Source organism: Curtobacterium sp. MCSS17_006, from assembly GCF_003234215.1.
GTDB lineage: Bacteria > Actinomycetota > Actinomycetes > Actinomycetales > Microbacteriaceae > Curtobacterium > Curtobacterium flaccumfaciens.
Genome location: NZ_QKSO01000001.1, coordinates 262,210 through 281,311 on the forward strand (window position 1 = coordinate 262,210; position 19,102 = coordinate 281,311).

The 19,102-nt window shown below is 71.3% G+C and carries 17 protein-coding genes and 1 pseudogene; 8 read left to right on the forward strand and 10 right to left on the reverse strand.

Annotated elements, in window-relative coordinates:
• Positions 1 to 59: 59 nt before the first annotated feature.
• Positions 60 to 2,078 (forward strand): glycogen debranching protein GlgX, encoded by a 2,019-nt coding sequence (glgX, locus tag DEJ21_RS01320; protein WP_111223466.1) that lies wholly within the window; start codon positions 60 to 62, stop codon positions 2,076 to 2,078.
• Between the two features lie 20 nt (positions 2,079 to 2,098).
• Here glgX and ctaD read toward each other — a convergent pair whose 3' ends face one another.
• Positions 2,099 to 3,796, reverse strand: a complete 1,698-nt coding sequence (gene ctaD / locus DEJ21_RS01325) for a cytochrome c oxidase subunit I (RefSeq protein WP_258374841.1) — start codon at positions 3,794 to 3,796, stop codon at positions 2,099 to 2,101.
• A gap of 201 nt (positions 3,797 to 3,997) precedes the next feature.
• Here ctaD and DEJ21_RS01330 point away from each other — a divergent pair, with 201 nt between their 5' ends.
• On the forward strand, positions 3,998 to 4,273 hold the full coding sequence (locus DEJ21_RS01330) for a hypothetical protein (RefSeq protein ID WP_146247675.1): 276 nt from the start codon (positions 3,998 to 4,000) through the stop codon (positions 4,271 to 4,273).
• Here DEJ21_RS01330 and DEJ21_RS01335 read toward each other — a convergent pair.
• The 3 genes from DEJ21_RS01335 to DEJ21_RS01345 all read right to left on the reverse strand — a co-directional run bounded on the left by DEJ21_RS01335 (position 4,254) and on the right by DEJ21_RS01345 (position 7,557).
• Positions 4,254 to 5,444: a glutamate--cysteine ligase gene (locus tag DEJ21_RS01335; protein ID WP_220036541.1), complete on the reverse strand. Its 1,191-nt coding sequence runs from the start codon at positions 5,442 to 5,444 to the stop codon at positions 4,254 to 4,256. The two genes, DEJ21_RS01330 and DEJ21_RS01335, sit on opposite strands and share 20 nt — an antisense overlap.
• Positions 5,445 to 5,644: 200 nt before the next feature.
• Positions 5,645 to 6,760, reverse strand: a complete 1,116-nt coding sequence (locus DEJ21_RS01340; RefSeq protein WP_111223469.1) for a Gfo/Idh/MocA family protein — start codon at positions 6,758 to 6,760, stop codon at positions 5,645 to 5,647.
• On the reverse strand, positions 6,757 to 7,557 hold the full coding sequence (locus DEJ21_RS01345) for a sugar phosphate isomerase/epimerase (protein ID WP_171907779.1): 801 nt from the start codon (positions 7,555 to 7,557) through the stop codon (positions 6,757 to 6,759). The genes DEJ21_RS01340 and DEJ21_RS01345 overlap by 4 nt, the downstream gene beginning before the upstream one ends.
• A 215-nt stretch (positions 7,558 to 7,772) precedes the next feature.
• On the opposite strand from DEJ21_RS01345, the gene DEJ21_RS01350 reads away from it, so the two are divergent.
• From DEJ21_RS01350 to DEJ21_RS01365, 4 genes are all read left to right on the forward strand, one after another.
• Entirely contained in the window at positions 7,773 to 9,071 is a 1,299-nt protein-coding gene (locus DEJ21_RS01350; protein WP_111032468.1) for an MFS transporter, read from the forward strand.
• A 112-nt stretch (positions 9,072 to 9,183) separates the two neighbouring features.
• The gene (locus tag DEJ21_RS01355; RefSeq protein ID WP_111223470.1) at positions 9,184 to 10,506 is read left to right on the forward strand and encodes a carboxylesterase family protein; all 1,323 of its coding nucleotides are present in this window, start codon (positions 9,184 to 9,186) and stop codon (positions 10,504 to 10,506) included.
• Positions 10,507 to 10,583: 77 nt separating this feature from the next.
• Positions 10,584 to 11,174, forward strand: coding sequence for a TetR/AcrR family transcriptional regulator (locus DEJ21_RS01360; protein ID WP_071404439.1), 591 nt, complete (start codon positions 10,584 to 10,586; stop codon positions 11,172 to 11,174).
• Positions 11,175 to 11,430: 256 nt separating this feature from the next.
• Entirely contained in the window at positions 11,431 to 11,871 is a 441-nt protein-coding gene (locus DEJ21_RS01365) for an NUDIX hydrolase (protein ID WP_111088833.1), read from the forward strand.
• Between the two features lie 9 nt (positions 11,872 to 11,880).
• Here the strand turns inward: DEJ21_RS01365 and DEJ21_RS01370 are convergent, their stop codons facing one another.
• From DEJ21_RS01370 to DEJ21_RS01380, 3 genes are all read right to left on the reverse strand, one after another.
• Complete coding sequence (locus tag DEJ21_RS01370) at positions 11,881 to 12,597, reverse strand: hypothetical protein (RefSeq protein ID WP_111223471.1); 717 nt, start codon at positions 12,595 to 12,597, stop codon at positions 11,881 to 11,883.
• Positions 12,594 to 12,782, reverse strand: a complete 189-nt coding sequence (locus DEJ21_RS01375) for a hypothetical protein (protein WP_111223472.1) — start codon at positions 12,780 to 12,782, stop codon at positions 12,594 to 12,596. The genes DEJ21_RS01370 and DEJ21_RS01375 overlap by 4 nt, the downstream gene beginning before the upstream one ends.
• A 74-nt stretch (positions 12,783 to 12,856) precedes the next feature.
• The gene (locus tag DEJ21_RS01380; protein ID WP_111223473.1) at positions 12,857 to 13,225 is read right to left on the reverse strand and encodes a VOC family protein; all 369 of its coding nucleotides are present in this window, start codon (positions 13,223 to 13,225) and stop codon (positions 12,857 to 12,859) included.
• A 54-nt stretch (positions 13,226 to 13,279) separates the two neighbouring features.
• Between DEJ21_RS01380 and DEJ21_RS01385 the strand changes: the two genes are divergently transcribed.
• Complete coding sequence (locus DEJ21_RS01385; RefSeq protein WP_111223474.1) at positions 13,280 to 13,921, forward strand: nucleoside/nucleotide kinase family protein; 642 nt, start codon at positions 13,280 to 13,282, stop codon at positions 13,919 to 13,921.
• Between the two features lie 95 nt (positions 13,922 to 14,016).
• Complete coding sequence (locus DEJ21_RS01390) at positions 14,017 to 14,850, forward strand: SDR family oxidoreductase (protein WP_111099740.1); 834 nt, start codon at positions 14,017 to 14,019, stop codon at positions 14,848 to 14,850.
• A 1,353-nt stretch (positions 14,851 to 16,203) separates the two neighbouring features.
• Here the strand turns inward: DEJ21_RS01390 and DEJ21_RS18520 are convergent.
• From DEJ21_RS18520 to DEJ21_RS01405, 3 genes and pseudogenes are all read right to left on the reverse strand, one after another.
• Positions 16,204 to 16,749 (reverse strand): annotated as a pseudogene (locus DEJ21_RS18520) (ArnT family glycosyltransferase); the annotation flags it as partial.
• A gap of 314 nt (positions 16,750 to 17,063) precedes the next feature.
• Positions 17,064 to 18,344, reverse strand: a complete 1,281-nt coding sequence (locus tag DEJ21_RS01400; RefSeq protein WP_110863619.1) for a CynX/NimT family MFS transporter — start codon at positions 18,342 to 18,344, stop codon at positions 17,064 to 17,066.
• Complete coding sequence (locus DEJ21_RS01405) at positions 18,341 to 19,015, reverse strand: HAD hydrolase-like protein (protein ID WP_111223476.1); 675 nt, start codon at positions 19,013 to 19,015, stop codon at positions 18,341 to 18,343. The genes DEJ21_RS01400 and DEJ21_RS01405 overlap by 4 nt, the downstream gene beginning before the upstream one ends.
• Positions 19,016 to 19,102 lie beyond the last annotated feature (87 nt).

Consider the following 19,102-nt stretch of genomic DNA (forward strand, 5'->3'; position numbering starts at 1 on the left):
GCGGCCACGGGGTACGCCTCGCTGCCGGTGGCACAGCGACCGGCCGGTAGAAGGGCAGCATGACCACTTCCACGCGCACCCCGCTCGGCGTCACGCTCGTCGACGGGGGCGCCAACGTCGCCCTGTTCTCGAGCACCGCCGAGCGGGTCGAGTTCTGCACCTTCGACGACGACGGCACCGAGCACCGCACCGAGCTCCGCAACCGCACCGGCTACACCTTCCACGACGTCGTCCCCGGCGTGAGGGTCGGCACCCGCTACGGCTTCCGCGTGCACGGTGCGTGGGACCCGGCGAACGGCCTCCGCCACAACGGCGCGAAGCTCCTGCTCGACCCGTACGCCACCGCCGTCGACGGCACCTACGAGTGGGGCCAGGCGCTCTTCGGTCACGACATGGACGAGCCCGAGCAGATCGATGAGACCGACTCGGCCAGCGCGATGCCCAAGTCGGTCGTCGCCGACCGGTCCTTCGACTGGGACGGTGACACCCTGCTGCGGACCCCGCTCGCCGACACCGTCGTGTACGAGGTGCACGTCAAGGGCTTCACGAAGCAGCACCCGGACGTCCCCGAGGAGATCCGCGGCACCTACGCCGGCATGGCCCACCCGGCGGCGATCAAGCACCTCACCGACCTCGGCGTCACCGCGGTGGAGCTGCTGCCGACGCACCAGTTCGTGCAGGACTCGACGCTCCTCGACAAGGGCCTCCGCAACTACTGGGGCTACAACAGCATCGGCTTCTTCGCGCCGCACGACGAGTACTCGTCCTCCGGTACCGCCGGGCAGCAGGTCGCCGAGTTCAAGGAGATGGTGAAGGCCCTGCACGCCGCGGGGCTCGAGGTCATCATGGACGTCGTCTACAACCACACCGCCGAGGGCAACCACATGGGCCCGACGCTGTCGTTCAAGGGGATCGACAACCAGTCGTACTACCGGCTGGTCGAGGGTGACGAGGCGAACTACTTCGACACCACCGGCACCGGCAACAGCCTGAACGTCGGGCACCCGGCGGCCCTCGGACTCATCATGGACTCGCTCCGCTACTGGGTCGAGGAGATGCACGTCGACGGCTTCCGGTTCGACCTGGCCACGACGCTCACCCGCCAGGACGGCGAGGCCGAGAAGCACTCGGCGTTCCTCGACATCATCCACCAGGACCCCGTGCTGCGCGAGATCAAGATGATCGCCGAGCCGTGGGACACCGCCGGCTACCAGGTGGGCGGGTTCCCGGCCGACTGGTCCGAGTGGAACGGCAAGTTCCGCGACGACCTGCGCGCGTTCTGGCGCGGCGACGAGGGCGCGCTCGGCGACGCCGTGCAGCGGGTCCTGGGCAGCCCGGACGTCTACGAGGGCAGCCGGCGTTCCCCGCTGTGCTCGATCGACTTCGTGACCGCCCACGACGGTTTCACCCTGGCCGACCTGACGATGTACGCCGACAAGCACAACGAGGCGAACGGCGAGGACAACAACGACGGCGAGAGCGACAACACCTCGTTCAACGGCGGCATCGAGGGCCCGACCGACGACGGTGCGGTGAACGACTACCGAGACCGGCAGCGCCGCAACTTCCTCGGCACCCTGCTGCTCTCCGCCGGCGTGCCGATGATCCTGGGTGGCGACGAGCTCGCGCGGTCACAGGGCGGCAACAACAACGCGTACTGCCAGGATGACGAGATCTCGTGGTTCGATTGGGCCGCCGCCGACCAGGACCTTCTGGCCTTCACCACGGCCGCCATCGCGTTCCGTCGGCAGCACCAGGCGCTGCGTCCGGAGTGGTTCCGCACCGCGCCGGGTGACTCGGAGTCGACGGTGACCGTGCTCCGTGCCGACGCCGCCGGGTTCGAGGACGGCGACTGGGCGGACGGCGGCAACCGGGCCGTGACGCTCGTGCTGCACCAGGGCGACGACACCGTGGCCGTGCTGCTGAACGCGTCGGACACCACGGTGGAGTTCACGCTGCCGGAGCGGCCGGGTGGGGGCAGCTGGTCCCTCGGGCTGTCGAGCGACCCCGACCAGGCCGTGGAGGGCGACGCGGCGACGCTGCTCGTGCGCGACGCGTCCTTCACCGCGCTGGTCTGACGGGTTCGGGGGCTGCGCCGTCAGAACTTCTGATCGGTCTCCTTCGGGTGCCGGGTCTTGCCCGTCGCCTGGTCGTGGGTGGCCGCGTCCGGGGCGTCCATCGCCGGGCCCACCCCGACCGGGACACCGGCCTCGGGGTGGTTCAGGTCGAACGCCGGCGACTCCGACCGGATCCGCGGTACCGAGGTGAAGTTGTGCCGGGGCGGCGGGCAGCTCGTCGCCCACTCGAGTGACCGGCCGTAGCCCCACGGGTCGTTGACGAGCACCTTGCGGCCCTTCCGCATCGTCTGCACGATGTTCAGGAAGAACGGGATCATCGACGCCGCCGTCAGGACCGCTCCGACCGTGGAGACCTGGTGCAGCCAGGTGATGTCGTCCTCGGGCAGGTAGCTCGCGTAGCGGCGGGGCATCGCGATGACGCCGAGCCAGTGCTGGATCAGGAACGTCATGTGGAACCCGATGAACAGCATCCAGAAGTGCACCTTGCCGAGCCGTTCGCCGAGCATCTTGCCCGTGAACTTCGGCCACCAGAAGTAGAAGCCCGAGAACATCGCGAAGACGACGGTTCCGAAGACGACGTAGTGGAAGTGCGCCACGACGAAGTAGGTGTCGTGGACGTGGAAGTCGAGCGGCGGCGACGCCAGGATCACGCCGGTCAGCCCGCCGAACGTGAAGGTCACGAGGAACCCGATCGCCCACAGGATCGGCGTCTCGAAGGTCACCGACCCCCGCCACATCGTGCCGACCCAGTTGAAGATCTTCACGCCTGTCGGCACGGCGATCAGCATCGTCATGAGTGAGAACCACGGCAGCAGGACGCCACCCGTCGCGAACATGTGGTGCGCCCACACCGAAACGGACAGCGCCGCGATCGAGATCGTGGCGTACACGAGTGTCTTGTAGCCGAAGATCGGCTTCCGGCTGAAGGCCGGGAACACCTCGGACACGATGCCGAAGAACGGCAGGGCGATCACGTAGACCTCGGGGTGTCCGAAGAACCAGAACAGGTGCTGCCACAGCAGGGGGCCACCGTTGGCCGGGTTGAAGATCTGCGCGTCGAAGACCCGGTCGAGCAGCAGGCCGAACAGCGCCACCGCCAGCACCGGGAACGCCATCAGCACGAGGATCGACGTGATCAGCACGTTCCACGTGAAGATCGGCATCCGGAACATCGTCATGCCCGGGGCGCGCATGGTGATGACGGTCGTGATGAAGTTCACGGCGCCGAGGATCGTGCTGAAGCCGGTCATGCTCAGGCCGGCGACCCAGAGGTGCCCGCCGATGCCCGGTTCGAAGGTGGTGTCCGACAGTGGTGCGTAGGCCGTCCACCCGAACGCGGCCGCTCCGCCCGGTGTCAGGAACCCGCCCATCGTCACCAGGCTGCCCATCGCGTACAGCCAGTACGAGAACGCGTTGAGCCGGGGGAACGCGACGTCCGGGGCACCGATCTGCAGCGGCATGATCGCGTTGGCGAACCCGGAGAACAGCGGGGTCGCGAACAACAGCAGCATGACCGTGCCGTGCATGGTGAGCAGCTGGTTGTACTCCTCACGCGTCTCGAGCACGTCGAGTCCGGGGGTGAAGAGCTCCGTCCGCATCACCACCGCCATCACCCCGGCCAGACAGAAGTACCCGAACGACGTCACCAGGTACAGGTTGCCGATCGTCTTGTGGTCGGTGGTGGTGTGCCAGTGCACGAACCGCGCGCCGAGCTTCACCGGACGTCCGGGGCCGACGTCCGCCGGGTGTTCGCCGAGGACGGGCGGGTTCTCGAGGTCGGTCACGGGGTGCTCCCATCGGATCGTTCGGAAAGCGCGAGGCTGATGTGACCGTGATGTGCGGTCGCGTTGATTCTGTCCAACGGGTGCGCAGAGTGTCCGAAGGAACGGGTGGAAGGCAGCGAGATGTGGATACGGGTCGTGTTGCCCCGGGAGGTCCGGGCGAAGAGCGTGCCCGGGGTGCTGCGCCGTGCCTGGGTGGCCGGCTTCTCCACCCGGGTCCTGCCCGTCCGACCCGTCGGCTGCGACGACCCGGAGTGGACCCCCGTCGAGTTCCTGCTCGACGTCGAATCGGCGAACACCGGGTGGGCCGAGGCGTTCGAGATCGAGTTCACGAGCGCGATGACGCCCCGGTGTCGACGTGCGATCCGGGGGCGCGGCTGCCAGCTGGTCCCCATCAGTCGGCCGCACCGCTGACGTCGGAGGCAGGGAGGTGCCCCCCGATGACCGACCCGGTGTCTGCGGAGCGCAGGCCTGCGGCGACTCGACCGGTGCGGGCTCGCATGTTCGTCATCGCGGCGGCGAGCGCGACCTGCCCGAGATCCCCGGTCGCCGCGTAGGCCGCACGTTGCCTCGACGCGCCGGTGCCCCGCGCGAACAGGTCGGCCAGGCCGCGTTCGACGAGCTGGTCGTCGCCGTTCGCGACGAGCGCCGGCAGCACGTGGGCGAGCAGGAGCGTGACGACCTCGCGCGCGGGTGCGGCGCGGCCCGTCAACGGGTCGACCAGGTCGCCGTCCAGGCCTTCGAGCGCAGCGCGCCAGTTCGCGAGCCGGACGCTGCAGGCGGGGGTGTCCCGCTCGAGCGATCCCGAGCGCCGCTCCTCCGCGGCGGTGTCGACCATCGCCCGGACGAGTCCTGCGATGGTCACGGTCACACCGGGGTCGAGCGGGACGTCGGCCACGCGCACCTCGACGGTCGGGTGCGCTCGGGACAGCCGCGCGTCGAGGTAGAGCATCCCCGCGTCGAGCAGGGCGCCGGTGCGGAGCATGCCCTCGGTGACGGCGCGGTAGCGCTCCTCCGACCCGAACCGCTCCATCGGGCCGGCCGACGGCCACTGGCTCCACGCGATCGAACGGTAACTCGCATGACCCGTGTCGACCCCGGCGTGGAAGGGGGAGTTCGCGCTCAGGGCGATGAGCACCGGTGTCCACGTGCGGATCCGGTCGAGCACGGCGACACCCTCGGCGGGGGAGTCGATCGCGACGTGGACGTGCAGGCCGCAGGTCAGCCCCTGCCGGGGGATGGACCCGTAGCGCTGCATCATCCGGCGGTACCGGTCGCCGTCGCTCACGTGCGGGGTCACCGGAGTCGGCGACGTCGCCAGCGGGGCGGCGTGTGCACCGAAGCCGTTCGCGACCTGTTCGACGAGTGCCCGGTTGTCGAGCACCTGCCCGCCGAGCGCCGCCAGGGAGGTGTGCGGGCGGGTGGTGACCTCGATCATCTCGCGCTGCATCTCACCCACGACCCCGCCAGGATCGGGCACCCGGGTCGCCTTCGCGCCGGCCAGCACACCGTCGGCGACCGGTACGGGCACACCCGTCGACCGGTCGATGAGGAGCAGCTCCTCTTCCACACCCATGGTTCTCATCACCCGAGTGAAGGAGGGTGCGACTTCGGGCCGTTCCAGATGGTCGACGAGCGCGGATCCGTTGGCCGAACCGCGCGGTCCGGTCCACGGAGCGCAGGGTCGGGCGCTCACACACCGTGGTGAGCAGCAATGGTCGGGTCCCCGTTCGGGACCCGACCATTGCTGCTCACGAAGTGGTGCGCGTGGTGCTCGCGGCGCTCCTAGGCGTTCGCGCCCGCGGTCAGCACGGCTGCCGCGGGGTCGAAGTCCTCGGGCAGCGGCGGGACAGCGTCCACGGTCGACGTGATGTCGACGGCGGAACCCGACTCGGCGGCGTCACGGATGCCGAGCAGCACGTCGAGCACGTGCAGCGCGACGGCGCCGGAGGCACGCTCGGGGCGGTCCTCGGCGATGGCGCGGGCGAGCTCGACGACACCGGTGCCACGACCCCAGGTGGAGCCGACCGCCTCGAGCGTCTCAGGCTCGTCCTGCCCGTAGCGCCAGAGCTGCGACGAGCCCTCGAACGTGTTCGGGTCCGGCAGCGAGATCGTGCCGAGCGTGCCGTTGATCTCGACGAAGCCCATGCGCGGCAGGGCGTGCTGGAACGAGAACGTCGACTGGGCGGACTGCCCGCCGGCGAACTCGATCAGGGCCGCGTGGTGCGTCGGGACCTCGACCGGGAACGTCTCGCCGGCGCGGGGGCCGGACGCGATCGTGCGACGGTCGAGCGACTTCGACGAGACGGCCTGCACGCGCGAGGCGGTGCCGAACGCGTGCACCAGGGTCGTCACGTAGTACGGGCCCATGTCGAACAGGGGGCCGGCACCGGTGGCGAACAGGAAGTCCGGGTTCGGGTGCCACGCCTCGGGCCCGGGGACGTGGAACAGCGTCGTCGCGGAGAGCGGCTCGCCGATGTCACCGCGGGCGATCGCCCGGAGCGCCGTCTGGATGCCCGCACCGAGCACGGTGTCCGGAGCGGTCGCGACGCGCAGGCCCTTGGCCTTCGCCGACTCGAGCACCGCGGCGGCCGACGCGTGGTCGGTCGCGATCGGCTTCTCGCTCCACACGTGCTTGCCGGCGTCGATGATCTGCTGGTCGACCTCGGCGTGCGCGGCCGGGATCGTCAGGTTGATCACGATCGAGATGTCGTCGCGGGCGAGGAGTTCCTCGACCGATCCCGACGAGGCGACCCCGTACGTGGCCGCCTGCTCAGCGGCCCGCTCGAGCAGCACGTCGGCGACGAAGCGGACCTCGACGTCGGCGAACTTGGTCAGGTTCTCGAGGTACTGGGTGGAGATGTTGCCGGCACCGATGATGCCGATCCCGACACGGCTCACTTGTCGTTGTCCTTGAGCCAGGTGAGGGACTCGGTGATGCCCTCGAAGACGTCACCCTTGTACGCGTCGAACTCGACCACGCGGATCGCCTGCGGTGCGGCGGCGAGGATCGCGGTCACGTCGACGTCGCCCTGACCGGCCGGCGTCTGGTTCTCGAAGGCGCGCTGCAGTGCCTCGGGCACGATGAGGGCGCTCTCGGACGAGGGCAGCGCGGTGCGGATGTCACCGTCGACCTTGCCGTCCTTGACGTGGATGGCGACGACGCGGTCGCCCAGGCCCTTGAGCACGGCGGGAGCGTCGGCGCCGCCGACGGTCGCCCAGAAGGTGTCGACCTCGAGGACGGTCTCCGGCGACAGCTGCGACACGAACAGGTCGTAGACGGTGCGGCCGTCGACCTTGTTCGTGAACTCCCACTGGTGGTTGTGGTACCCGAACTGCAGGCCACGGCCGGCGGCCTCGGCGGTCAGCTCGTTGACGCGCTCGGCGATCTTCGCGACGTCGTCGGCGGTCTGCCAGCGGTCGGTCGGGATGAACGGGTCGATGACGGTGCGGATGCCGAGGCGCTCGGCGGCGTCCCAGATCGGCGCGGTGTCCTCGGCGTCGATCACGGCGACGTGGCCGGACGGAGCCTTGAGGCCGGTGGCCGCGAACGCACGCTCGAGGTCGGTGGCGCGCTCGACGAACGCGTAGGGCTCGACGTTCTCGTACCCGATCTCGGCGACACGGGCGATGGCCTTGTCGAGGTCTTCGGCGATGGCGTCGCGCAGCGAGTACAGCTGCACAGAAGTGGTGGGCATTGCAGAGGCTCCTTCGATCCTGTCTGGGTGTCGCGGCCCGTCGAGGAGCGATGCTCCGCGGCGAGATCGATGATGACGCTACCCCAAAAACCACCCGGTGTGTAGTTTTTGCTGCCCCGTGTGACGACCCCGGTGTTGCGGACAACACGTGTCGATGTATGCTCGCGTCGGAAAAACCTTGTCAGGCAAGGTTTTCATCGACTCAAGGAGGCGTCATGAGCACACCCGAACCCGGCAGCCCGGCACTGCTCAACCCGGAAGAGGGCATCACCCAGCCCGTCAGCACGGTGAAGGTGGGCATCGGCTACCAGATCGCCCTGTTCCTCGGGCAGTTCGGCCTCTTCGTCGCGCTCATGGCGCCCGTCTACGTGAGCATGCAGCTCAAGGCGCAGGCCCTGGTCGGCGACGACGCTGCGAACGTCATCGGCTCGGTGCTGCCGATCGGCGCGTTCGGTGCGCTCATCATGAACCCCCTCGCGGGCGCCCTGTCCGACCGCACCCGCACGCGCTGGGGCCGTCGTCGCCCCTGGCTGCTCAGCGGTGTCGTGGTCTTCGCGATCGCCCTCGCCTGGATCGCCTACTCGCCCGACGTCCTCAACCTGACGCTGGCCTGGCTGCTCGCCCAGCTCGCCGCGAACGCCACGCTCGCCACCCTGCTCGCGAGCTTCGCCGACAACGTGCCGCAGCTGCAGCGCGGCCGGTCCTCGAGCATCATCGCGCTCGCGCAGAACATCGCCGTGCTCGCCGGCACCTACCTGTCGGTCTTCTTCGTCGCGAACCTGCCCGTGCTCTTCATCGCGCCCGGCATCCTGGCGATCATCCTGGTCGCCGTGTACGCCGTCGTCGCGCGGGACGACCTGCCGACCTACACGCTCAAGAAGTTCACGTTCCTGAACCTCGTCGCGTCGTTCTGGACGAACCCGGTCAAGAACCCGGACTTCGCGTTCGCCTGGTGGTCGCGCTTCCTCATCATCCTCGCGACGTTCATGTTCACGACGTACCGCCTGCTCTACATGCAGGAGCACATCGGCATCGAGAAGCCGAAGGACGCCACGGCCGCCGTCGCCTTCGGCGTCCTGCTCTACACGATCGCGCTGCTGGTCAGCGCGGCCCTGTCCGGCTGGGCGTCGGACAAGCTCGGTCGCCGCAAGGTGTTCGTCGGCGGGTCGACGGCGATGTTCGCGGTCGGGCTCGTCGCGCTCGCGCACGCCGACACGGTCACCGGCTTCTACGTCGCCGAGGTCATCATGGGCTTCGCCTACGGCATCTACTCGGCCATCGACACGGCGCTCGTCGTCGACGTGCTGCCGAACGCCGACCGGCCCGGCAAGGACCTCGGTGTCATCAACATCGCGAACGCGCTGCCGCAGTCACTCGCGCCGGCGATCGCCCTGTTCTTCCTGAAGGTCGGGTCCGACGGAGCCGCCGACAACTACGAGCTCATGTGCTGGGCCGCCGGGGCGATCGCCCTCATCGGCGCACTCGTCGTGATCCCCATCAAGCGGGTGCGGTAGCGCCCGTCGCGCAACGCGACAAACAGACGGTCTGGAGGCCCGTGGCGACGCCGCCACGGGCCTCCCGTCCGTCTGCCTGGTCGCGTCAGCCGGCCCCGATAGCGTGATCCACATGCTCGCCGCCGCCCCTGCCCCGTTCGACACCCCCGCCGGCCGCATCGTCGGGACGCTCGACGGCGACGTGGTGCGGGTGCTCGGGATCCCGTACGCGCAGGCCGAACGGTTCGCCCCGCCGCAGCCGATGCCACCGTTCGGTGGCGAGCTGCACGCGTCCACCCCGTCGCCGGTCGCACCGCAGCCGCACGAGGAGTTCGTCGACCTGCTGCTCAACCCGATCCAGGGCATCGAGGTCGACGAGCACTGCCAGCGGCTCTCGATCACGCTGCCCGCCGACGTGCGGCCGGACGAGCAGCTGCCCGTGATGGTCTGGATCCACGGTGGCTCGTACGTCATCGGCGGCGGCGACCTGCCGATCTACGACGCCCGCGACCTGGTGACCGAGCAGCGCGTGATCGTGGTGTCGGTCACGTTCCGGCTCGGCGTGCTCGGGTTCCTCGGTGACGGCGAGACGATCCCGGCGAACCTCGGGCTCCTCGACCTGGTCGAGTCGCTGCGCTGGGTGCGCGCGAACATCGCTTCGTTCGGCGGCGACCCCGACCTGGTCACCGTCTTCGGGCAGTCGGCCGGCGGGGACGCGGCCGCGCACCTGATGATCAGCGCCGGCGCCGAAGGGCTGTTCCGCCGCGCGATCATCCAGAGCGCTCCGCTCGGGCTGTCCCGCCGTCGGGCACGGATGAACCGCGCGATGGTCCGGGCGGTCGGCGCCGTGCACGCCGATACCCCGCTCGAGGACCTGCTCGACCGGCAGGCACTCGGAACCCGGGCCGCCGCGCCGTACGGGCTCGCCGCCGGCATGCCGTTCGGCACCCAGTACGGCTTCGCGCCGCTGCCCGCCGAGCGTGACCTCGACACCGCGTGGAGCCGGGTCGCCCTCGACGTGGACGTGCTGATCGGGGCCGGTTCGGACGAGGCCGGCATGTACGTGCCGCTCGTGCCCGGGCTGCGTCGGGTCACCCGGTCACGGGTGCTGCGGTCGGCCCTGCGGTGGTGGGTCGTGCGTCCGCTGTCCGACGTCATCTACGGCCGCGATGCCCGACGGTTCACCGAACGGCACCGACGCGCCGGCGGCCGGGCGACCTCGTACCGACTGCACCGCGGTGTCACGAGCGCCCCGACCGGAGCCGTGCACATGAGCGACCTGCCGCTGCTGTTGGGAGGCCGCGAGGCCTGGGCCGGCACCCGGTTCGTCCCCGAACGCGACTGGCCCGAGGTCGAGCGCCGCGGTCGGGCCTTCCGGGCGATCTGGGCCGACTTCGCCCGCACCGGCGAGGTCCGGGCGCCCGACGACGAGACACTGACGTTCGACCGCGGCTGACCGGGAGCCGGCGACGGTGGCCGCGCCCCCTGAACTGGCGGTCGCGGGCCGCTGACCGGCCCCGCACAATCGTCAGCATGCCCACGACCGACGTCGACCTCCGTGCACGCATCGTCGCCGGGGCGATCAGTGCCTACCGAGCCGGGGACTTCCACCGCGTCGGGCCCGACGAGGTCGCCGAGCACGCCGGGGTCACCGCCGACGAGTTCCACCGGGCGTACCCGATGTGGGAACTGCTGGTGGTCGCGGTCATGGACAAGTGGAACAACGGCAGCCGGCGCGAGCTCTGGCCGATCGCGGAGCGGGACGGCACGGTCGCCTACCTGCGTGCCCGGCTCGCCGCGGGCGTGGAGGATCCGGCCCTCGTGCGCCTCCGGGTCGCCGTGCTCAGCGCCGCTTCGAACCCCGACCACCCCGCCGCCGGGTGGTTCCGCACGCAGTACACGCGGGCGTTCGAGGACGTCACCCTCGCCCTGGTCCGCGACGTCGTCGCCGGCCGGGAATCCCGTGGCGCCTCGCCCCGGCACGCCGCCGAGCAGCTCATGGCGCTGTACGAGGGGCTCCAGCTGCAGTCCGTGATCCGCGACGACGGGGAACCGCTCAGCGCCTTCGACCGGGCGGTCGCCCGGATGCGGGTCGGCTGGGCAGCGGCACGCGTCGACGCCTGATCCGGGTCGGGCGACCACGTCGGGTCCGGGGCCTTGCGCGGCGAGCGGTCGCGACACACCGCACGTGCTGCGTCGCGTGGTCACGTTCCGTCGTTTGCGGGCGGCGGGGCCGACGGTCTGTGACCGCTCGGAGTGCGGGCCGCGGGGGGTCGTGACCGGTGGCGGGCTGGTGGAGCGTCCGCACCACCCCGGTCCACGGCCTGGAGGCCCGGCGCGGCTGGCAGACGTCGGTGCACCCACCTGGCATGGTCGGCCCATGGAGTACACGGACTACGACACCCGGCTCGCCGCCTACGGCGTGATCACGGACGGTGACCGCGTGCTCCTGGCGAAGCTGCGCCACCCCGACGCGGGCACGTGGACGTTGCCGGGCGGCGGGGTCGAGTTCGACGAGACCGTCGAACAGGCCGTCGTGCGGGAGATCCGCGAGGAGACCGGGTACGAGGCCCAGGCCGGTGCCCTGCTCGGGGTCCGGCACCACATCGTCCCCGCCGAACGCCGCATCCACGCCAACGGTCGCCCGATGAAGGCCGTGCAGGTGGTGTTCCGGGCGACGATCACCGGGGGAGCCCTGCGGCACGAGCTCGACGGCTCGACCGACGAGTCGCGGTGGATCCCCGTCACGGAGCTCCCGCACCACCGCCACGGCCTGCTCGTGCCGATCGCCCTCGGCTGGGCGGGCGCCCTGTCCCGCTGACGGCTGGCGTCATCCCACGCGCAGCACCGCGAACTGCGGTGGGACCGCGGTGGGTTCCGGGGGCTGGACACCCCACCCGAGGTTGCGGAGCGACTGCGCGGTCTCTGCCGGGAACTGCCGAGCGGTTGCCTCGGCTTCTGCGCGGCGCCAACGACTGCGGAACCCCTGCACCGCGTCCCGCCACGTCGGCAGTGCGTCCACGCCGCACTCGACGATGACGAACTCGACCAGGTCGGCGAGGCTCGGCCGGAAGTGCGGGCCGCCGAGCGGGAAGTGCAACGAGGACAACCGTGCCGCATCCCGTCGGCCCGAGCCATGATCGCGCGCTCGGGCGAGCAGTGAACTGAACGCTCCGCGCTCGGCGTGCAAGTGCCAGTGCGACTGGGGCGTGGCCGTCAACGCCTCCTGGAACTCGAAGCGGACGAGTGGTTGCCGTTCGTCCGCGAGCAGAACGGCGTACCTGCTCTCGCTGACCACGAGAGCATCGAGGTGATCAACCCATCGGAACCGCATCCACGGGGCAAGGTCCGCGGTGTGGACATCGCCCACGGTCAAACGGACCGGGGTACCCCTTCCGGTCGCGGCGACTGACTGCATGATGAAGGTTCCACTGCGCTCGTCGAGGGCGTAGTCGATCGACGCACCGTGCTCGGGCAGGGCTCCGTCCAGGAGCGCTTGCGCGATCGTCGCCTGGTGCCGCGCCGCCGACGCGGCCTGCTCGTTCATCGCTCACCCAGCAGGGCGGAGATGCTGTCGAGCCAGTTCTGCGTGAGGTACTCGTCGGTGAACAGGTCGCGCCACTGCTCGGTCGGCGCGAACTCCCGCTCGTCCAGGTTCCACTCTGCGCGGACTCGTTCGCGCTCGGCGAGGAGTTCCCCGCGGGTCCATTGCCGTCCCAGCACCTTCGTCATGGCCGTCCTCTCGTCGGTGAGAGGACGGTAGGACGATCAGCAGCGCCGACGCGAGCTTTCGGAATACAACATTTTCACTCCTCGATGACGCTGAGGACGTTGCCCGACGGGTCGGTGAACCAGGCGATGAGCGGCCCGCCCTTCCGGTTCACACCCCGGTCGTCGGTCATCCCCTCGTACTGCAGGAACACGACGCCCTTCGTGGTGAGCTCGTCGACCGCGGCGTCGATGTCCGGCACCGGGAAGTTCAGCACCGTGAAGGCCGCCGGTTCGTGACCCGGGCCCTTCGGGTAGACGAGCACCTGGTGTCCAGCGCCGAGCTGCAGGAAGAGCATGCCGTGGTCCTCGGTGACCTCGACCCCCAGGACGTCCTGGTAGAACGCCTTCGCCTCGGGCACGTCGCGCACCGAGAACCCGCTGAACGCCTTCGTCGCATCGACCATGCGGCAAGTGAACCACCGCGGCCCGGCGTCGGTGCGCTCTGCGAGGATGAAGCCGTGAGCGACTCCGGCACGACCGTCGACCAGGCCGTCGAGCGCGCCGTCGAACTGGCCCGTTCGAGCGAGCGCACGGTGCTCGGGATCGCCGGAGCACCGGGTGCCGGCAAGTCCACGCTCGCCCGTCGCATCGTCACCGCCGTCGACGACCGCCTGGGTGCCGGCACGGCGGTGCAGGTCCCGATGGACGGCTTCCACCTGTCGAACGCGGCGCTCGACGCCCTCGGCCGGCACGACCGCAAGGGCGCGGCGGACACCTTCGACGCCGACGGGTACGTCGCGCTCGTCCGCCGACTCGTCGCCGCCGACGAGGACGTGGTGTGGGCGCCGGACTTCGACCGTCGCGTCGACGAACCCGTGGCCGGCAGCATCGCGGTGCCTCGCGCAGCCCGACTCGTGGTGTCCGAGGGCAACTACCTGCTCGACGACACCGCACCGTGGACCGCGCTGCCGGCGCTCTTCACCGAGACCTGGTTCTGCGCCGTCGCCGACGACGTGCGGCTCGACCGCCTGGTCGGCCGGCACATGCGGCACGGCCGCGACCACGACGCCGCCCGCGCGTGGGCGGTGGAGGTGGACGGCGTGAACGCCGCGAGGGTCGCGCCCACGGTGATCCGGGCCTCCAGGACGGTGTGGACGTGACCACCGACCGACGCGACCGTCGACGACCACCAGGCGACCCCGACAACGACGTGACCCCCGATGACGACCACGCGACACCGACACGAGGAGCGACCATGACCATCGCCATCACCGGAGCGACCGGCAACATCGGGGGCGCCGTGAGCGCGGCGCTCGCCGCGGACGCCGTGCCGTTCCGGATGCTCGTGCGCGACGCCTCGCGTGCGCCGGAGCTGCCCGGCACCGAGGTCGCCGTCGCGACCTTCGCCGACGCCGACGCGAGCCGAGCGGCGCTGCAGGGCGTCGAGGTGCTGCTCATGGTCTCGGCGGCCGAGGCCCAGGACCGCCTCGACCAGCACCGGGCGTTCGTCGCCGCGGCTGCCGACGCGGGCGTGCGGCACGTCGTCTACACGTCGTTCCTCGGCGCGGCTCCCGATGCGACCTTCACGCTCGGACGCGACCACTGGGCAACGGAGCAGGCGATCCGCGAGAGCGGGATGGCGTTCACGTTCCTGCGCGACAGCTTCTACCTGGACTTCGTCGAGGACCTGGTCGGCGAGGACGGCGTGATCCGCGGACCGGCCGGCGACGGCGCCATGGCCGCGGTGGCCCGTGCCGACGTCGCCCGCGTCGCGACCGCGGTGCTGCACGACCCGGACGCGCACCGCGACCAGACCTACGAGCTGACCGGCCCCGAGGCGATCACCCTGGCCCAGGCGGCGGCGATCGTGTCCGAGGTCCGCGGCCGCACGGTCAGCTACCACCCGGAGACCCTCGACGAGGCGTACGCATCACGTGCGCAGTGGAACCCGGAGCCGTGGCAGGCGGACGCCTGGGTGAGCACCTACACGGCCATCGCCGAGGGGGCGCTCGCGCACGTGTCCGGCGACGTCGAACGCATCACCGGGCGTCCGCCGATGTCCCTGCGCGAGGTGCTCGCCGCGAGCTGACCCGTGGTGGCGACGCGCTCCGGGTCCGACGGACGGCCCGGGCAGCCCGCAGTGCCAGACGGTCCAGGCGATGCCGTCCGCCCGGCGCGGCTGCATCGGCAGGCGTGCGTGCCGGGTGCCGCTGGTGAGTGCTCGGCAGCCTCCGGCCAGTGCGGCGCGCAGGACCGGGTCGGTGCGGGGCGCGTGGGCCTCGACGACGAGGACGCGCAGGCCGTCGGCGATCCTCCGGCGGATCTGGTGCGTCGTGAAGACGGGCACGGTGCCCGAGAACCCGCCGTCCGTCAGCACGGGGAGTCCGGTCGCGTCGATCACGGGTGCGGAGATGTGCCACGTGTCCGTCATGAAGAGCGGTTCGTCGTGCCGGTACCCCTCCAGGCGTCGCGCGGTCGCGACGAGTCGGCTGAGGGCACGCGGGTAGGGCGTCGACCCGCCCCACGGGTCCGGGCGCGACACGTGGAAGACGTCCGGACTGCCGACCGGGATCGGCCAGCGCGCGGGCCACGGCCCGACCGACGCGTCGACGCCGCTGCCGTCGCGGGTCGCGTCGAGGGCCTGCAGTGAGAACGCGGCGGGTCCGGCGACGAGCGCGAGCCCGGCTGCCAGCGCGATGACCGTCCGGGAGGCCCGGTGCCGGTCCGGTCCGCGCGTCGCCTCCCAGCGGGGTCGCCGCCACACCGCCACCAGCGTCGCGACGACGGCGACCGTCGAGACGGCGATCGCGGGCACGGCGAGCACGCTCGGCATCGCCGTTCCCCGGGCGAGGAACACCACCCAGCCGAGCTGTGCCGCGGCGAGGACGACCGGGAGCGCCCGGAGCCCTCGAGACTGCGCCCGGACGAGCCCGACCGCACCGCGCCACCCGAGGGCTGCGAGCAGGGCGAGCTGCACGCCGATCGCGGCGACGTAGGCGGTGTGCGGCACGGCGGCCACCGAGAGCACGGCCGCCGCGGTGCCGAACCAGACCACCAGGACGGCCAGGGTGGCTGATCCGGCGCGGGTGTCGAACGCGTGCCCGAACGGGGAGCCGAGGGCACCGGGCCGCTCCGCACGGCGGCGGACGAGCACCACGGCCGCGACCACCACGCCGAACACCGCCGCGGGCAGGAGCCAGGCCACCTGTGACGCCAGGTGCGGTCCGAGCAGCTTGCCGAACCCGGCCGGACCACCGCGCCAGGTGTGCGGGCCGAACGGCACCGTGAACGACCGGACGGACCCGGGCACCGCGCCGGGCAGGAACCGGTCGATGCCGTTGTACCCGAACACCATCGCGAGCGGACTGTCGTCGGTGGAGCCGTCCGCCCACGGCCGCGAACCCGACGGGGTGAGTGCCAGCGCGGTGACCCACGACACCGACGCCAGGACTGCGACGATCCCGAGCACCCCGGCGCGGATCACCCGGGTGCCGAAGCGGAAGGAGCCGTCGTCGTGCCGGGCCGAGGCCAGCAGGGTGCCGAGCAGCAGTGCCGGCAGCACGAACCAGGCCTGCACCATCTTCGCCTGGAACCCGACGCCGACCGCCAGGCCCGCGGTGACGAGCGGCCACCAGCGCCCGGTCAGTGCCGCGTGCTGCCAGCACAGCAGGGCGACGGCCAGCGCGGCGGTGACCATGCCGTCCTCCATCGGGTGCGCGAACATCGACACGAAGACCGGCGTCGACCCGGCTGCTGCGGCGGCGACGAGGCCCGTCCCGACGCCGGCCCAGCGGAGTCCGACCAGGGAGCAGGCCCACAGGGTGACGAGGCCCTCGACGACCTGGGGGAACGCGAGCGCGGCGGTGGAGTGCCCGAACAGCCGGAGGCTCAGCGCCTGCGGGACGGCGAAGCCGCTGAGCTTGTCGAGCGTCACCGTCGCCGAGGGGTCGAACGCGCCCGAGAACAGCGCCGGCCACGACTCGGACATCGACTGCGCCGACGCCTGGTAGAAGCTGAAGTCCCCGCCACGGCCCAGGTTCCAGGCGAGCAGCACGGTCGTACCGCCCGCGATCACGAGCAGGGTGAGCCGTGCCGCGAGCGGCTGGTCCCGCCAGCGGGCGGGTCGTCGGATGTCCACTCTCCGGACCTTGGCCGTCCGGGATGACGACCGGCCGGGACCGTGCCGCCAGCTGGCCGCGAAGCCGGTCCGCGCGCTGAGGGGTCGTGCGGGTGCGGCCCCCGTCGGTCAGCGCCTCGGGGGTCGAGCCGGAGCGGGGTCTCAGCCGGCGTTCGGGTTCGGGGTCAGGACACCCGTCGCGCGGCGAACGTCCCGACGACGCCGAGGGTGAGCACCGCGACGAGCACGACGAGCAGCGGTGCCGTCCAGTTCCCCGTCGCACCGTGCAGGGCACCGGCGACGAGCGGCCCGGCCGACCCGAGCAGGTACCCGCCGCCCTGCACGAACGCGGACATCCGGCGGGCGTCGGCGTCGCTCGAGACGATCCGCACGATGACGATGAAGATCACGGTGATGCCACCGCCCTGGGCCGCACCGCCGAGCACCGACCACAGCAACCAGAGCTGCGGGGCGAACAGCAGCCCGAGCGGCATCGCCAGCCACAGGGTGCCGACCAGGGCGATGATCGCCGCCGGACGCCACCGGGTCGCGAGCAGCGGGACACCGAGCGCCCCGACGACGGCCAGGATCTGGAACACCGACGAGCTCGCGCCCGACGACGCCTTCGAGAACCCGATCTCGTCGTGCAGCAGCGTCGGGATCCACGCGGTGAGGGCGTAGTACGAGAACGCCTGACCACCGAAGGCGAGTGTCAGGCCCCAGGTGATGAGCCGTCGTGCCGGTCGGATGGGCTCGGCGGCGGCGACCCGTGCGGCCTCGGCGGCGCGGGCGGTCCGGATCGCCCCGGTGTCGAGCACCTGGTCGATCGGGCCGGTGACGGGCAGCGGTTCGTCCCGCTCGGACGGCAGCGGACGTCGCCAGGCGGCACGAGCACCGACCGTGTAGGTCCAGGCCGCGGCGGCGATGAGTGCGAAGACCGCCCAGATCGCGATGGCGACCGGCCACCCCCACAGTGCGGCCAGGGGAGCGGTGCCGAGCGACGTGATCATCGACCCGACGTTGAGCGCCGACGTGTACACGCCGGTGACCAGGCCGACACGCTCCGGTGAGGTGTCCCGCCGGATGACCACCGGGATCACCACGTTGCCGATCGTGATGCCGATGCCGATGACCGCGGTGCCGATCAGCAGCGCCGCCGACGAGGGCATCGAGCGCACGACGGTGCCGGCGAGCACGATGACGAGCGACAGGGACACGGCGCGCTCGGGGTCGGCCTTCGCGATGACCCAGCTGGCGAACGGCGTCGCGAGGGCGAAGCACAGCACCGGGATCGTCGTCAGCAGCCCGGCGATCGTCGCGGTCAGGCCGAGGTCGGCGCGGACGTCCCCGATGACCGGGGCCGTCGCGACGATCGGGCCGCGGAAGTTCAGGGCGATCAGGACGATGGCCGCCGGCAGCAGCCATGCGGCACCACGGAGCCCCCGCCGGACGACGTCGCCGCTCATGCGGACGGCGTCGCGGACGGCAGCAGGATCGGCAGCAGGTCGAGCGGGGTGGCGGCGCGGGCGATGGTGCCCTCGGCCTCGTCGGGGGAGCCGTAGCCCCACTCGGCGAAGACGACCGGGACGCCGTGCACGGTCGCGCCCTCGACGTCGTGCTTCCGGTCGCCGATCAGCACCGGGCGGCTGGTGTCGAAGCCGTGGGCCTCGAGGCGTCGCAGTGCCTCTTCGACGACGTCGGCCTTGCTCGACCGCACCTCGTCGTCGCTCGCACCCGTGATGATGTCGATGTCCCCGGTGAGCCCGTAGTGCTCGAGGATGTAGGTCGCCGGGGTCTCCGGCTTGCTCGTCGCCGTCGAGATCGGCAGCCCCGCCTGGTGCAGGGTGCGCAGCACGACGTCGATGTCCGGGAACATCGCGGAGTCGAGCGCCCCGTGCGAGAAGTAGTGCTCGCGGTAGACGGCGAGGGTGCGGTCGGCCAGTTCGTCGTCCATGCCCATCGCGATCCGGAACGTGTCCATGATCGGCGGACCCACGAACGACATCAGGGCGTCGTGGTCCGGCACCGGGACGCCGACGGTGCGGAAGGTGTGCGTCAGGCTCTCGAGGATGCCCGGCGCGGAGTCGCTGATGGTGCCGTCGAGGTCGAACAGGATGGCGGAGAACGGGCTGGTCATGTCCTGTCCACCCTAGCCGGGACGTGGCGGCGACCATCCGGGATCCGTCGGCGGCGGGGCGGGGCGAGCCGCGCCTCCAGGCCCGAC

What these genes read in the sequence shown, in the direction of transcription:
- DEJ21_RS01355 (WP_111223470.1), top strand. Translation starts at nt 9,184, where the DNA reads ATGCTCGCCGCCGCCCCTGCCCCGTTCGACACCCCCGCCGGCCGCATC.
- DEJ21_RS01375 (WP_111223472.1), bottom strand. Translation starts at nt 12,782, where the DNA reads ATGACGAAGGTGCTGGGACGGCAATGGACCCGCGGGGAACTCCTCGCC.
- glgX (WP_111223466.1), top strand. Translation starts at nt 60, where the DNA reads ATGACCACTTCCACGCGCACCCCGCTCGGCGTCACGCTCGTCGACGGG.
- DEJ21_RS01380 (WP_111223473.1), bottom strand. Translation starts at nt 13,225, where the DNA reads ATGGTCGATGCGACGAAGGCGTTCAGCGGGTTCTCGGTGCGCGACGTG.
- DEJ21_RS01345 (WP_171907779.1), bottom strand. Translation starts at nt 7,557, where the DNA reads ATGCCCACCACTTCTGTGCAGCTGTACTCGCTGCGCGACGCCATCGCC.
- DEJ21_RS01335 (WP_220036541.1), bottom strand. Translation starts at nt 5,444, where the DNA reads ATGAGAACCATGGGTGTGGAAGAGGAGCTGCTCCTCATCGACCGGTCG.
- DEJ21_RS01370 (WP_111223471.1), bottom strand. Translation starts at nt 12,597, where the DNA reads ATGAACGAGCAGGCCGCGTCGGCGGCGCGGCACCAGGCGACGATCGCG.
- DEJ21_RS01365 (WP_111088833.1), top strand. Translation starts at nt 11,431, where the DNA reads ATGGAGTACACGGACTACGACACCCGGCTCGCCGCCTACGGCGTGATC.
- DEJ21_RS01405 (WP_111223476.1), bottom strand. Translation starts at nt 19,015, where the DNA reads ATGACCAGCCCGTTCTCCGCCATCCTGTTCGACCTCGACGGCACCATC.
- DEJ21_RS01350 (WP_111032468.1), top strand. Translation starts at nt 7,773, where the DNA reads ATGAGCACACCCGAACCCGGCAGCCCGGCACTGCTCAACCCGGAAGAG.
- DEJ21_RS01390 (WP_111099740.1), top strand. Translation starts at nt 14,017, where the DNA reads ATGACCATCGCCATCACCGGAGCGACCGGCAACATCGGGGGCGCCGTG.
- DEJ21_RS01400 (WP_110863619.1), bottom strand. Translation starts at nt 18,344, where the DNA reads ATGAGCGGCGACGTCGTCCGGCGGGGGCTCCGTGGTGCCGCATGGCTG.
- DEJ21_RS01360 (WP_071404439.1), top strand. Translation starts at nt 10,584, where the DNA reads ATGCCCACGACCGACGTCGACCTCCGTGCACGCATCGTCGCCGGGGCG.